This is a genomic window from Corynebacterium sp. HMSC070E08 (genome assembly GCF_001808895.1).
Classification (GTDB): Bacteria; Actinomycetota; Actinomycetes; order Mycobacteriales; family Mycobacteriaceae; genus Corynebacterium; species Corynebacterium hiratae.
In genome coordinates this window covers 37,222-50,520 of record NZ_KV794784.1, presented here as the reverse complement: position 1 = coordinate 50,520, position 13,299 = coordinate 37,222, and the positions used below count along the sequence as shown (strand labels likewise).

The window sequence follows — 13,299 nt, the reverse complement described above, 5'->3', positions numbered from 1 at the left end:
GCTGGCGTGAGGAATTGGGGAAAGCTTGCGTTCGTCTATCTGTTGTGCCGTGCTCATTCTCCAATCATACGAATAATATGCGATGAACGGAAAATATTAATTCAGAAAAGGGGGTATTAATAGTCCCTGCTTATGCGCCCTAGTACTCCACGCGCAGCTCAGAAAGCCGTACTTCCCCGGCTTCATCGGAGGCATCGAGATCTACGATGCCAACGAGCTGATAGGAGTTATCACCCTCTGGGTCCTTAAGGATCTGACGCACGGTCCACGACCGCGAGCCGCCAACTCCACGAGCGCCCGAGCCCGTGTCACCCTTATCCAAGACAAAATATTCCTGCCCCCTAGCCGCTGGCCCAGTGTCGATGTCATCGTAATCATCGAAGTAGTCATCGAGGGCGCGGCCGAAGTCGGGGATCTCCTCCAAGTAATCCAATAGGTTTGCCAAGCGCTCTTCCTTCTCCAAGGCAAAGAGCTGAGCAAGGCGGAAGAAGTAGTTGCGCACCATGATGCTGAAAGCCCGCTGATTCGCGGTCAAGGCAGTGGGAGCCTCAACTCCAAAGGCCAACTCGCGGTCCAAATCCTCCTGGGAAATGGGGGAGTCCTCGCCAGCCATCTCAGCCCACTCGTCGACAAGCGAAGAATCTACTTGGCGGATAAGCTCCCCGAGCCAGACGATGATGTCCTCGAGTTCTTCTGTGAGGAACTCCGCGGGAATCGACTGCTTGAGCGTGCGCCAGGCATCCGTCAGGTAGCGCAAAATGACGCCTTCCGAGCGGGCAAGACCGTAGGTGGCGACGAGATCGGAAAAAGTCATGGCGCTCTCCAGCATGTCGCGCACTACAGACTTAGGCCGCAGCTCGAACTCCTTAGCCCATGGGTTGGTCTGGCAGAAGGTCTCATAGGATTGTTCGAGGAGTTCTTCCAGGGGCTTTGGCCACGTGATGTCTTCCACGATGGCCATGCGCTCGGTATAGTCCACGCCCTCCGCTTTGAGAGCTGCTATCTCCTCACCGCGCCGCTGCTTCTGTTGAGCAATAAGCACCTGGCGTGGATCATCCAGCACCGATTCAAAGACAGAGATGACATCGAGGGCATAGGTCTCGGACTCGGGATCCAGCAAGGTGAGTGCCGCTAGCGCGAAGGGGCCTAAAGGCTGGTTGAGGGCGAAATCGCGCGGCATCTCACGGACCACGTGGTAGGGGCGGCCGTAGATATCGAGCCCCTTCGTAGACTTTTGCACCACGCCCGAATTGAGGAGGCCTCGGAACAGACTCAACGCTGTGAGGATGTCCTCGTTCTGGCGGGCGCGCGTGTTGTGGCTCGTGCGGAGCAGGTGCTTAAGGTGCTCGTAGCCGTTGCCGTGGCGGGCGAGCACGTTGAGCAACATGGAGTTGGACACTCGGAACTGGGACGTCAATTGCTCCGGCTCGGCGTCGATAAGCCGGGCGTAAGTCTGCTCCGACCACGACACTTCACCGTCGCGCGCAGACTTCTTCTTCAGCTTCTTGAGGCGGGCCGGGTCATCGCCCACACGGCGCCGCGCTTTGGCGTTCTCAATCTCATACTCCGGCGCCTGCACTACGACGGTGCCTTCCGTGTCATAACCGGCGCGGCCAGCGCGGCCGGCAATCTGGTGAAACTCACGGGATTTCAGAATGCGTTGGCGGGTCCCGTCGTACTTGGCCAAACCCGTCATCAGCACTGTGCGGATGGGGACGTTGATGCCCACCCCCAAAGTATCGGTGCCGCAAATAATCTTGAGAAGGCCCTTCTGAGCCAGGCGCTCAACCAAGCGCCGGTACTTCGGCAGCATGCCAGCGTGGTGGACACCGATTCCCTTACGCAGAAGCTTAGAGAGGTCTTTGCCAAACGTCGTGGTGAAGCGGAAGCCTGCGAGCTCCGCGGCAATGGCCTCCTTCTCCTCTGCGGTGATGATCTTCGACAGCGAAGTGAGCGCCTGCGCACGCTCTGAGGCTTCGCGTTGGGAGAAGTGGACGACGTAGATGGGCGCCTTGCCATCGGCGAGCAATTCTTCGATTGTTTCGTGGACCGCGGAAAAGACATAAGAGAAGTCGAGGGGCACCGGGCGAGTTGTTCCCGCTACCAGCGTCGTCGTGCGGCCGGTACGCTCCGTCAAATCCTTCTCCAGCCATGCGGTATCGCCCAGGGTGGCGGACATGAGCAGGAACTGGGCCTTCGGTAGCTCCAGGAGCGGTACCTGCCAGGCCCAGCCGCGATCGGGTTCGGAGTAGTAGTGGAACTCGTCCATGATCACTTGATCGATGGCGGCTTCCGCGCCATCGCGTAGCGCAATATTGGCCACGATCTCAGCGGTGGCGGCGATAATCGGGGCGGAGCCATTGACCGTGGCATCGCCGGTCATCATGCCGACGTTCTCGGGGCCGAAAATCTCGCAGAGAGCGAAGAACTTTTCGCTCACCAAGGCCTTGATGGGAGCGGTGTAGAAGCTGCGCTGGCCGCGTGCTAAAGCAATGAAGTGGGCGGCGTTGGCCACCATGGATTTACCAGAACCGGTGGGGGTGGCCAAGATGACGTTATCCCCGGCGAGAACACCAAGGGAGGCCTCTTCCTGCGCCGGGTAGAGCGAGATACCGCGGCCGGAAGTCCAGGACAAAAATGTGTCCCAGATGGCCTCATCAACCATCGACTCGGGGACTTCGGCGAGATCGGGCAACATCTGAGAAAGGTTCACCCGTCCCACCTTAGGCGAAAAGCTCTATTAACCAGAGCGTCGGCCCTGCGCCCCAACTTCACTGCCCTGCCTCTAATTGTGCGGCTGGGCAAGATATGCTTAGACGTCGTCATCCATGTCTAAGCCGGGGCCTTCATCGCGGCCGTAGTTGTCTTCGCGGTCATCGATATCTTCGGACAGGATGTCCGAGCTGTCATCGAGGCCAGCAAGAAAGGCCTCAAAGTCCGCACCGATCTCCTCGCCAGTGGGCATGTGCTCCTCACCTGGCATGATGGCCTGCGGGTGGCGGGAGCGGTAGCGCTCCATGTAGGCATCGTACTGCTCTTCTAGCTGACGTACGACGCCAGCGATCTCCTCAGAATCGGTAACCTGCTCCTCCAACTGCTGGTTGATGCGAGCAACGTCCGCTTCCAGGCTGCCCAGCGGAATGTTGAGGTCAACCGCCGAGGCGACCGAATCTAACAGCCGTAGCGTGGCGGCCGGGTAAGGAGACGCCGCAAGGTAGTGCGGAACATGAGCGGTGTATCCAGCAACGCGGCGGCCCTTCTTATCCAAGGCTCGCTCAATATACAGGGCGGCGGCGCCCGGGACCATCATGGTGGATTCCATGCGCACCATGGAGTTAAGGAGCTCCGGCTCATTGCCGTGCGCCGTGACCACGGTGGGGCGGGTGTGCGGCACCGGCATAGGGGCCGAGTACAGCATGATGGTGTTCTTGATATCGAACTTTTCCACCAAGTTCACCACCGCGTCCGTAAATGCCTCCCAGCGCAAGTCCGGTTCCGGTCCAGAAAGCAGCAGGAAAGGTGTGCCGGAGTTATCCCGGAGCACCTTGATGCCCAGATCGGTGTTCTCAATTTCTACCGTGCGGTCGTGGTCAATGGTGACGGCGGGGCGGCGAGAGCGGTAGTCAATAAGCTCGTCATTATTAAACGAAGCCAGCTGGCGGTTCTCCAACGCGGCTTTGAGGTGATCAGCACTGGCTTCGACGGCCTGGCCCGCATCGGCATAGCCATTCATGGCCACGATCATCGTAGGGCCATTGCCTGGGGCGGAATCGTCCTTGACCACTGGTGCGGGATACTCCAGCTCATACATGCGGCCCTGTTCTTCCTGCATGATTGTGACTCCTCCTTCTATCCGTGCGCTTCTTTAGAAGCGTACGGACCTAATCAGCGTTCTGTGCCTTGCAACGCTGTAGGGCTACTACCTATTCCCAGCTGCGATTGTGCGTTCCTTGCCAAGCCGAGCTGGGATTGATCATGGGCACTGGTGATGATCGTTCAAGCATGCCACATGGCCATCCGTTGTGCCAGCATGTCGAGTTGGTGGGTGTGAATAACTTGGCTCTTTCCCTCGGATTGCAGACCAGTCCGGACTAGTTATCCACAGATTCTCCGTGTGTGGCGTGATCCCCCTAGCGTCCTGTGGCAGCCCTGGTTCAGGGTACAAGTATGAGCACATTCTCAACGCACACAGATAACACCCCACCGATTACGACACCTGGTCATCTCCTTGCTAACATCCCCGGACTCCTTGGCTTCTATCCCACCGAATCGGTGGTATTCATGGCCATTGACACCACCCCGCGCGGCCCGGCCATGGGTCCGCTCGCCCGCGTCGATATCCCCGATGCCGCCGGAGCCCTGCCAGACATCGCGGCGATGCTGGCAGAGAATGCCCGCGAAGGCGTCTTCGCCTTCCTCATTTCGCAGCGCCCGCTTACTGAATTACGGGAGGTGACCCACTGGCTCTACGGCCTGGATCGTTCCTGTGACGGGTTGGAGATTGACGCGGCCTGGTACGCCAAGGAAATCACCAAACATGAGCCCTACGTTCTGTTGCACGGAACCGTCAACGCAGATGGGAGCGGGCCGATGAAAAAGTGGGTAGAAGGCACTATACCGGCGCTTACCGACGCCTCCTCGATGCGCTCCTGCGTCAATCACAATGTTGTTCCAGAGCTCAATAGGGAAGAATTCTTTGCCATTTTCGCGCCGGGAAACCCACACCTCGATTCTGCCGAAGCCGAAGCCCTGAGCCGACAAGCACGCGATACCGCGACTCAGTTTCGCGCCCAGGTGGCCGCGGCGAAAGGGAAGAAGCGCAAGGAACTCCTTGAGCACTTTGTGGATGATGCTCAGTGGGCGCTTCACCAGGTGGCGTCTGTGGAGGAAGCCGAAGAAGATGTAGAGCTGTTGGCATCATGCGCCGTGTGGCTGTCGACGACGTGGACGCGCGACCTCGTGGTGGGCATCTGCGCGGAGGCTGGCGAAACCGGTGCGTACCTTCTCCTAGCAGCAGCGCGCACATTCGGCGAAGAATTACGGGCGAATGCTCTGACCCTGTTTGCCCTGGCACACATGGAACAGGAGTGGGACATCCTGGCTGGACCGGCACTGCAGCTCGTCACGGAAGAGTTCCCCAGCCATCGCCTAGGCTCGCTGTTGTGCCAGGCCTATCGCCACGGGCTGCATGAAAAGATACGTGCTTCGATCCACGCAGGGGCGCGTAAGGCCTTCGACAACGCGGTAGGGGATACGGCTGGGGAGGGCAGCACTAACGCCGCGCGGAATGAGCCCGCTCGCCGAGCTGCCGGGTAAAGTTCCACGCATCCGTCACGATGGTGGTCAAGTCGGTGCGGCTCGGATCCCATCCGAGCTCGGACTTAATCTTGTCCGAGGAGGCCACGAGGGTTGCGGGATCTCCTGCGCGGCGGGGCGCCAGCTCAGCGGGGATGGGGTGTCCGGTGACTTCGCGGCAGGCCTCAATGACCTGCTTGACAGAGTAACCGTCTCCGGAGCCGAGGTTATAGATGCGGTGTGTACCCGCAGCGTTGCTTTCAAGCGCGAGCACATGAGCGTCGGCCAGGTCACGGATGTGGATGTAATCGCGGACGGCGGTGCCGTCGGCAGTGTCGTAGTCATCGCCGAAAATGAAGATCTTGTCGCGATGGCCAAGTGCTACCTGCAATACAAGCGGAATGAGGTGGGTTTCCACCTCGCGGTTCTCGCCAATGCTGCCGTAGGCACCGGCGACGTTAAAGTAGCGCAACGACGTCGCCCCCAAGCCGTAGGCCTGGGCATATGAGGTGATCATGTAGTCGATTGCGAGCTTGGATGCGCCATAAGGATTCGTCGGCTTCGTAGGCATCGTCTCTGTGATCGGAACCTGTGCAGGCTCGCCGTACGTTGCCGCGGTCGAAGAAAACACAAGGTTGGTGACGCCGAATTCGCGCATGGCGTTGAGCAACTGCAGCGTCGTGACGACATTGTGCTGCCAATAGTCAGCCGGAGCCTCAACGGATTCGCCAACGAGGGAGCGAGCGGCAAAATGCACAACGCCGTCGAAGCCTCCTTCAGATAGCACTTCACGAGCGACATCGGCCACGTCACCCTCGACGAGGCGGGCCTGCTCTGGGATAGCTTCGCGGTTGCCGGTGGAAAAGTTATCGATGATGGTGACGTCGTGCCCCTTCTCCACGAGGACGGCCGCGCACACGCTGCCGACATAGCCGGCACCGCCAGTAACAAGTAGCTTCATCGCCTTAGTCCTCCTTGACTCGGATAGCGTGCGCGAGGTCGTCGACAAGCTCGACGGTGTGGCCCGACTCCGTGGTCAGCGTAATCGTTCCGCTTTCATTGACCACGGTAACCTTCGAACCAACCTGAATACCGCACGAGTAAAGCTCGTGGAAAGTCGAGTTATCCGCCTGCAAAACCTCGTTGATCTGGACGATGGTGGCTGCAGTCTTTTGCCCGGTGGGAAGATCGATGGCGCGAGTCCCCAGGTCGAGTTCCGCGGGGGTCATGCCAAGCTGCGCCAAACCTGGGATGGGGTTGCCGAAGGGGGAGCGGGAAGAATCCTCAAGAACGGCTATGACTCGCTTCTCTACCTCTTCGCTCATGACGTGCTCCCAACGGCAGGCCTCATCATGAACCTTGTGAATATCGAGGCCCAGGACGTCCGTGAGCAAGCGCTCAGCGAGGCGGTGCTTGCGCATGACATTGGTGGCCAGTTCGCGACCTTGCTGGGTGAGGTCGAGGCTGCGGTCCGTGCGCACGTGGAGCAGGCCATCGCGCTCCATGCGAGCCACAGTCTGGGACACAGTCGGCCCAGATTGCTCTAGGCGCTCTGCAATGCGAGCACGCAGTGGGGTAATTCCTTCCTCTTCGAGCTCATAAATGGTTCGCAGATACATTTCCGTGGTGTCAACTAGATCCCTCACGTGGGCTTACCTTTCTGCGTTGTCGGCGGTCCGTAGCCACATAGGTTTAGGCGCGGTAATAGGAGTGTATTAAGAGAATATCTTAAACAATAGCGTATTTTTTCAGGGCTTAGCGCACGCAGCGCTGCACGCTGCGCGGGGTGAATAGGAAGATATGGACAAAGAGATTCACGGCCCTCGAGAAATGACGAAAGCCACCGAGCATCGACCTCCCCGAGCCCAGCCAACAATTTAGGTGGGCAGGAGGGATGAACCTCGATGGCTAGCGCCAAGCTATGAAACAGAACTTAAAGCGCGTATTCGCGGAGACGATCGGCGCGGTTGCCCTCCCGCAGCTTGGCCATGACCTCGCGCTCAATCTGGCGAACACGCTCGCGGGAGAGACCGAACTTGCGTCCAATCTGATCGAGGGTGCGCGGAACACCGTCGTCCAAGCCATAGCGCAGGCGGATGACATCCTGCTCACGCTCCTCGAGGGAGCCGATGACGGAGCGGATATCAGAGTGGCGCATGGATGCCACCACGGCGGTTTCCGCATCGGTTGCCTCGGCATCCTCAATGAAGTCACCCAACGGTGCTTCTTCATCGGTGCCCACAGGCATATCCAGGGAGACGGGATCGCGAGACTGGCGCAGCAGCATTTCGATCTTGGACTCTTCGATGCCGGATTCCTCGGCCAGCTCCTCATTCGTAGCCTCGCGGCCCAAGGACTGATACATCTCGCGCTTGATGCGGGAAAGCTTATTGACCTGCTCTACCAGGTGCACCGGGAGGCGGATGGTGCGGGACTGGTCAGCCATGCCGCGGGTAATGGCCTGGCGGATCCACCACGTGGCGTACGTGGAGAACTTGAAGCCCTTGGCATAGTCAAACTTCTCCATTGCGCGAATCAGGCCCAGGTTTCCTTCCTGGATGAGGTCCAGCAGCGGCATGCCGCGGCCGGTATAACGCTTAGCCAGGGAGACCACGAGGCGCAGGTTAGCCTCGAGGAGGTGGGAGCGTGCCTTCTTGCCTTCGCGGGCGAGAATCTTGAGGTCGCGCTTCTCGGCGCGGGTCAGCTTCTCGGCATTGGCGAGCTTGTACTCGGCGTACAGGCCCACCTCGATTGCCTGTGCGAGCTCAACTTCGTCTTCGGCGCTCAACAACGCAGTCTTGCCGATTCCGTTGAGGTAAACGCGGACCAAGTCCGCGGAGGGATTGTCATTAGTCTGGTTACGGCGTGAGCCGCGGTCAACTTCCTGTCCGTCCTCGTCCTGGACGCTAGCAGCGGATGATGTGGCCATCTCATGCCTCCTAAGTTGCGGCTTGGTTCATCTCCTACAACGGACCTTCGGCGCAGATAGTTCCCACGGTTTGAAAAATGTTCACGCACCCCGGTCTGCGAGGTGGGTTTTAGGCCATTTTGGGGGAGGCGCGCCGAGGCTACACCTCAACGAGCACGGTAAACGGCCCTTCATTGACGGAGGAGACCTGCATCATGGCTCCGAAGCGACCTTCCTCCACGGTGATCCCGCGCTCCCGCAGGCGAGCGACAACCCCTTGGATCACCGGTTCCGCCGCGTCCCCGGGTGCGGCATCTGACCACGATGGCCGGCGGCCCTTCGCCGTTCGCCCGTAGAGAGTGAACTGGCTTACCACTAGCACTGGAGCTCCACTGTCAACCACGCTGGTTTCGCCCTCGAGAATGCGCAGCTCAGCGATCTTGCGTGCCATCGTGTCCATCCGCTCCTCCAAGGATGGCCCGTCGGCAGGACCAGCTTCGGCGCCTGCCGTGACATCGTCACGAGATACACCAATGAGCGCTAGGATGCCGCCGGTGTCGGGACAGCTGATGGAACCGACAACGTCGCCTTCTACCGTGACGGAAGCTTCAGAAACGCGGGTGAGAACAGCACGCATGGACGGGGATACACAACCTTTCTTGTGGAGAAGTTTTCAGTACGCAATGAGGCTGATGAGGATATAGCTAACGCGAACTACTCGGTGTTGCTAAAAGCTAGCAGCTCCGTGGGGATCAGCAGACCATGGCGGATGAGATCCACGATGGCAGGAAGCGCAGCACTCACCAGTGCGGTCTCATCAAAGCCTTGTGCGGCGGCGTAAAGCTCGATGGTTTCGCCGATGCTCAACCCATGCGGATTAAGCCCAGCGACGATAGCCGCGAGGTGCTCGTCGACATCATGCTGCCAGCGCGGACCGTCGGTCCGGCTCAATCGGAGCGCTGCGCGCTCAAAGCCCATGCCAAGCTCAGCATCTGGCAGGGCCACGTCCTCCCGAGCAACACTGGGGCGCAGCTGAACGTGCTTGGTCTCCAGCTCACCCGGCACCAAAGCGCGCAGCCACTCGACGCGCGCAAAGTATTCTTCCACCTCGGGCCCGAGCGGATCGATGACCGGCTGTGACATTGTCTCCGCCAGAATGTCCGAGGGCTCGTCGTCCCCAATCCGCTGGATGGCTACGAAACCAAACCCAATGCCGGTGACCTCATGGTCGCGGAAGTGTTCGAGCCAACGGCGCGAACGCTCCCTTCCTGCAGGGCTGCGAACATCCACGGACTCATCGCTTAACCAGGTGGACACATACAGGGCAGGATCTGCCACGTCGCGTTGAATGATCCATGCGGCTACGCCGGTGTCCGGCAACCATGAGGCAACCCGCTGTTGCCAGGACTCCTCGCCTTGATGAACCCACGCGGCGAGCACATGCGCGGTTCCTCCAGGGGTGAGGTGTTCCACAGCCTGGGACACCACGAGCTCACTAGCGCCATCGAGGTTGAGGCCGGAATCTCGGTACACATGGCCGACCTCAGGAAGACCCACCACGAATGGAGGATTGGCCACGATGCGGTCGAAGCGCTCGTGTTGTACCGGCTCGAACCACGAACCCTGGCGCAGTTCGACCCGTTCCTTTGCGTCCGCTGCAGCAACGGTAGCGCGGGCGAGCTCGAGGGCTCGCTCATGGACATCAGTAGCGACGATGCGCTCTGCAGAATCCAGCTGCCCCAGGACCTGCACGCCAGAGCCTGTGCCCAGATCCAGCACCGATGACACCGGAGTAGTGGGAGTCGAATGAAGTAGGGAAAGGCTGGCAGAGCCGACACCCAAGACGTGCTCGGGACCAGGAACGTGGTCCACGAGGGAAGCATCAACATCGGAAAACACCACGCGATTCTTGCCCACGATGACGTGCGGCCGAATGTCGTATGCCACGTAGACAGTGCCGTGATCGTCGGTAAGCGCGACACCGCTGTCAAGCAATTGGGTGGCTAGGCGGGCACCGAGGACGTCGGAAAGCAGCGTGGCCGGCACGTGCTCGTGCAACACAAAGATGCGGATGAGGCGGTCGAGACGGGAGTCGCCGCTAGCACCCAGCGCCACGGCCTCGGGCTCCCCGCGATGTAGGGCCTCGGTGTACTCCGGCCCTAAGTGTCCCGCGATGCCGTCCGCGCTGAATCCCGCGTCAGCAAAGACACGGGCGAGGTCGGCCGCAACATCCGCGACGGGGTTCTCTGGGTTCATCGCCGGGCCAAAAGGAGAAGGCTGTTGTGTACTCACAAAAGTGTCCTTACATTGCTTCGGGAGGGAAACGGTAAACGGTTAACGTCTAGTCTTCGTGGTCGATGGTGTTGTGCTTCGCCGAATCGTCGTGTGATGATGGCGCGCCGGGAAGCGCTCCATGGGACCGGCTTGTCAGTTGCTCGCGCTGGGCCTGCGCCATTTGCCGAGCCATAGCGGGCTTATAAACAGCCTTCTCGCGCTTGTCTTTCTTTTGACCCCGGCCATTGCCAATGACCACGGCGATCCAGGGGAGGGGGAAGGTGACGGCCACGACGAGTGCAGCGGGGATCCACCACTGCCAAACATAAACCATGGCCCCGGCTATCAGGAGGGATGGAACGCGTAAAAACTGCAGTATGGAGTAAATGATCTCGCGGCGATACCGGTCTTGACCCGGGGCGAGCTTGGCAGTCGTGATGAGGTGCGTTTCGCGCCCGAATCGGCGTCCGCGCCGCTGCCCCGAACGTGGGGTATGGCGGGCGTTATCGCGCGAGTTCGAAGGGGTCATGCCTACAAGCGTAGCTGCAGGACTCGCCAACTTCGATACCGATGCGGCATGATAGGGGGCGTGAGTACGACGACTAAGACTATTGAACGCCCTGATGTCCGCGAGGATACGTCGACCAACGACGACACCCCGAAGTTCTTCCACTACGTGAAGAAGAACCAGATCCTCGATTCCGCGGTCAACGGCAAGTACGTCGTTGCCCTGTGTGGAGAGACCTTCCCGGTGACCAAGCAAGCGAAGCCCGGCTCACCCGTGTGCCCAGACTGCGAGCGCATATACAAGAGCTTGCGCCGCCGTTAAGTCCGACGTCGACGCTCATCCTGCGTCGGCGTAAAACGAAACGTACGAAAAACTTCACAGAAGCGGGATGTTGGGATAACTAGAGGGGGAAAGTCGCTGACCGTGTCTACACAGACTCCAGCACAGAGATTTGCCAATAATGGTTCGCTGCGCGTGTGGCAACGCGCGGCTTTGGATAAGTTCCTAGCCACCAAGCCGCAGGACTTCATGGCGGTGGCAACGCCAGGCGCAGGTAAGACCACCTTCGCCCTGCGGGTGGCCACAGAGCTCATGGCGGACCGCACCGTAGAGCGCGTCATCGTGGTGGTGCCCACCGAGCACCTCAAAGTGCAGTGGTCGGAATCCGCCTCCCGCGTAGGTTTAGCGCTCGACCCCAAATTCACAAACTCCTCGGGAGTCAACCCCGCGATGGACGGTGTCGTGGTGACCTATGCGCAGGTGGGCATGCACCCGTACAAGCACCGCGCGGTTGCCTCAGCGCGGCGCACCCTGGTGATCCTTGATGAGATTCACCACGCCGGAGATGCCAAGAGCTGGGGCGATGGCGTGCGGGAAGCCTATGATGATGCGGAGCACCGCCTCGCACTGACTGGTACGCCCTTCCGCTCCGATGACTCGCAGATCCCCTTCGTGCGCTATGAGGAGGACGGGGAAGGCCACCTCGTATCCCGCTCTGATCACACGTATGGCTATGGCGATGCGCTTGCCGACGGTGTCGTGCGCCCCGTGGTCTTCCTCAGCTACTCCGGCGAATCCCGCTGGCGTGATAGCGCCGGTGAGGAACATGCGGCCCGGCTCGGCGATATTCTCAATCCGGAGCAGACAGCCCGCGCCTGGCGCACGGCCCTCGACCCGAAAGGCGAGTGGATCCCCACCGTCTTGCAGGCGGCGCACACGCGGCTGATGCAGATGCGCCGCAACATGCCGGATGCCGGCGGTCTGGTACTTGCTACCGACACGACAACCGCGCGCGCCTACGCCAAGATCCTCAAGCAGATCTCCAATACTCCAGTCTCCGTCATCCTCTCCGATGACCCAGGCTCCTCCGCGCGCATTGCGGAGTTCTCTGAATCCACCGACGAGTGGATGGTGGCCGTGCGCATGGTGTCGGAGGGCGTCGACGTTCCCCGCCTCGCCGTGGGCGTGTACGCCACCTCTGCCTCGACCCCGCTGTTTTTCGCTCAGGCCATCGGGCGTTTCGTGCGCTCCCGCATGCCCGGCGAGACGGCCTCCGTCTTCCTGCCCTCCGTGCCGGTGCTCTTGGGCCTTGCCGAGAACATGGAAAAGCAGCGCGACCACGTCCTGGGAGGGGAGAAGAACCCCGACAAGGAAGGCTGGGACGACGAGCTTCTGGAGGACGCTAACCAGAAGAAGACCGAGCCCGATATGCTCGAGCCTTCCTACGAGTCCCTCGGAGCGGAGGCAGAGTTTTCCGGGCTGCTTTATAACGGCTCGCAGTTCACGACGGGCAATATCACGGACGAAGAGGAAGACTTCCTCGGAATCCCCGGGCTTCTCGACGCCGACCAGGTCAAGGACCTCCTGCGCAAAAAGCAGTCCGAAGAGTTGGACCGCCGCGAGGCAGAAGAGAAGGCGCGCCGGGCTGCGGAAGCAGCGGAGGAACAACGCCGCAAGCTCTACGGCACCCCACATGCACCCAAGCGTGGGGCAGAGGCGTCGTCAAGCAGTGCTGGTTCCCAGCCAGGCGTGGTGGATGAGATTTCCGCGCTGCGCAAAGAGCTCAACACGGTGGTGTCTATCACCGCCCAACGCACCGGGCGCCCGCATGGTGCCATCCACACCGAAGCCCGCAAGGCCTGCGGTGGCCCGCCGACTGCGTTGTGCGACGCCGAGCAGCTGCGGGAGCGCATCGATTACCTGCGCAAGTGGTAGCCGGCGCGGCCGCGCTATCAACTAGTTGGTTGATGAGAAACTCAACCGGCTACGCGATGGAAACGCTGTGAGCGCGAAGCAGGATGGATAGCAGATGGTC

Annotated in this window: 11 protein-coding genes; 3 read left to right on the top strand and 8 right to left on the bottom strand. The window is 60.4% G+C overall.

Annotation, left to right across the window (positions count from 1 at the left end):
* Positions 1–139: 139 nt before the first annotated feature.
* Complete coding sequence (locus HMPREF2526_RS09065) at positions 140–2,713, bottom strand: DEAD/DEAH box helicase (protein ID WP_070513113.1); 2,574 nt, start codon at positions 2,711–2,713, stop codon at positions 140–142.
* Between the two features lie 99 nt (positions 2,714–2,812).
* Positions 2,813–3,832 carry a PAC2 family protein gene (locus tag HMPREF2526_RS09060; protein WP_070513116.1) on the bottom strand — a complete coding sequence of 340 codons (1,020 nt, stop codon included), beginning with the start codon at positions 3,830–3,832 and terminating at the stop codon, positions 2,813–2,815.
* 335 nt (positions 3,833–4,167) lie between these two features.
* Here HMPREF2526_RS09060 and HMPREF2526_RS09055 point away from each other — a divergent pair, with 335 nt between their 5' ends.
* Positions 4,168–5,316, top strand: a complete 1,149-nt coding sequence (locus tag HMPREF2526_RS09055; protein WP_046648207.1) for a DUF4192 domain-containing protein — start codon at positions 4,168–4,170, stop codon at positions 5,314–5,316.
* Here the strand turns inward: HMPREF2526_RS09055 and galE are convergent.
* The 6 genes from galE to HMPREF2526_RS09025 all read right to left on the bottom strand — a co-directional run bounded on the left by galE (position 5,273) and on the right by HMPREF2526_RS09025 (position 11,006).
* On the bottom strand, positions 5,273–6,256 hold the full coding sequence (gene galE, locus HMPREF2526_RS09050) for a UDP-glucose 4-epimerase GalE (protein WP_046648205.1): 984 nt from the start codon (positions 6,254–6,256) through the stop codon (positions 5,273–5,275). The two genes, HMPREF2526_RS09055 and galE, sit on opposite strands and share 44 nt — an antisense overlap.
* 4 nt (positions 6,257–6,260) lie before the next feature.
* Positions 6,261–6,941, bottom strand: a complete 681-nt coding sequence (locus HMPREF2526_RS09045; RefSeq protein WP_046648203.1) for a metal-dependent transcriptional regulator — start codon at positions 6,939–6,941, stop codon at positions 6,261–6,263.
* A 287-nt stretch (positions 6,942–7,228) separates the two neighbouring features.
* On the bottom strand, positions 7,229–8,224 hold the full coding sequence (locus HMPREF2526_RS09040) for a sigma-70 family RNA polymerase sigma factor (protein WP_046648202.1): 996 nt from the start codon (positions 8,222–8,224) through the stop codon (positions 7,229–7,231).
* 139 nt (positions 8,225–8,363) lie between these two features.
* Entirely contained in the window at positions 8,364–8,840 is a 477-nt protein-coding gene (gene dtd / locus HMPREF2526_RS09035; RefSeq protein WP_070513120.1) for a D-aminoacyl-tRNA deacylase, read from the bottom strand.
* Between the two features lie 77 nt (positions 8,841–8,917).
* On the bottom strand, positions 8,918–10,459 hold the full coding sequence (locus tag HMPREF2526_RS09030) for a DUF7782 domain-containing protein (protein ID WP_210384413.1): 1,542 nt from the start codon (positions 10,457–10,459) through the stop codon (positions 8,918–8,920).
* 85 nt (positions 10,460–10,544) lie between these two features.
* Entirely contained in the window at positions 10,545–11,006 is a 462-nt protein-coding gene (locus HMPREF2526_RS09025; RefSeq protein ID WP_118779511.1) for a DUF3099 domain-containing protein, read from the bottom strand.
* Positions 11,007–11,054: 48 nt separating this feature from the next.
* Here HMPREF2526_RS09025 and HMPREF2526_RS09020 point away from each other — a divergent pair, with 48 nt between their 5' ends.
* Complete coding sequence (locus tag HMPREF2526_RS09020) at positions 11,055–11,306, top strand: DUF3039 domain-containing protein (RefSeq protein WP_046648196.1); 252 nt, start codon at positions 11,055–11,057, stop codon at positions 11,304–11,306.
* A 102-nt stretch (positions 11,307–11,408) separates the two neighbouring features.
* Positions 11,409–13,199 (top strand): DEAD/DEAH box helicase, encoded by a 1,791-nt coding sequence (locus HMPREF2526_RS09015; RefSeq protein ID WP_070513127.1) that lies wholly within the window; start codon positions 11,409–11,411, stop codon positions 13,197–13,199.
* Positions 13,200–13,299 lie beyond the last annotated feature (100 nt).

Coding starts and splice junctions, on each gene's coding strand:
- HMPREF2526_RS09060 (WP_070513116.1), bottom strand. CDS start 3,832: ATGCAGGAAGAACAGGGCCGCATGTATGAGCTGGAGTATCCCGCACCA.
- HMPREF2526_RS09055 (WP_046648207.1), top strand. CDS start 4,168: ATGAGCACATTCTCAACGCACACAGATAACACCCCACCGATTACGACA.
- galE (WP_046648205.1), bottom strand. CDS start 6,256: ATGAAGCTACTTGTTACTGGCGGTGCCGGCTATGTCGGCAGCGTGTGC.
- HMPREF2526_RS09040 (WP_046648202.1), bottom strand. CDS start 8,224: ATGGCCACATCATCCGCTGCTAGCGTCCAGGACGAGGACGGACAGGAA.
- dtd (WP_070513120.1), bottom strand. CDS start 8,840: ATGCGTGCTGTTCTCACCCGCGTTTCTGAAGCTTCCGTCACGGTAGAA.
- HMPREF2526_RS09030 (WP_210384413.1), bottom strand. CDS start 10,459: ATGAACCCAGAGAACCCCGTCGCGGATGTTGCGGCCGACCTCGCCCGT.
- HMPREF2526_RS09025 (WP_118779511.1), bottom strand. CDS start 11,006: ATGACCCCTTCGAACTCGCGCGATAACGCCCGCCATACCCCACGTTCG.
- HMPREF2526_RS09020 (WP_046648196.1), top strand. CDS start 11,055: ATGATAGGGGGCGTGAGTACGACGACTAAGACTATTGAACGCCCTGAT.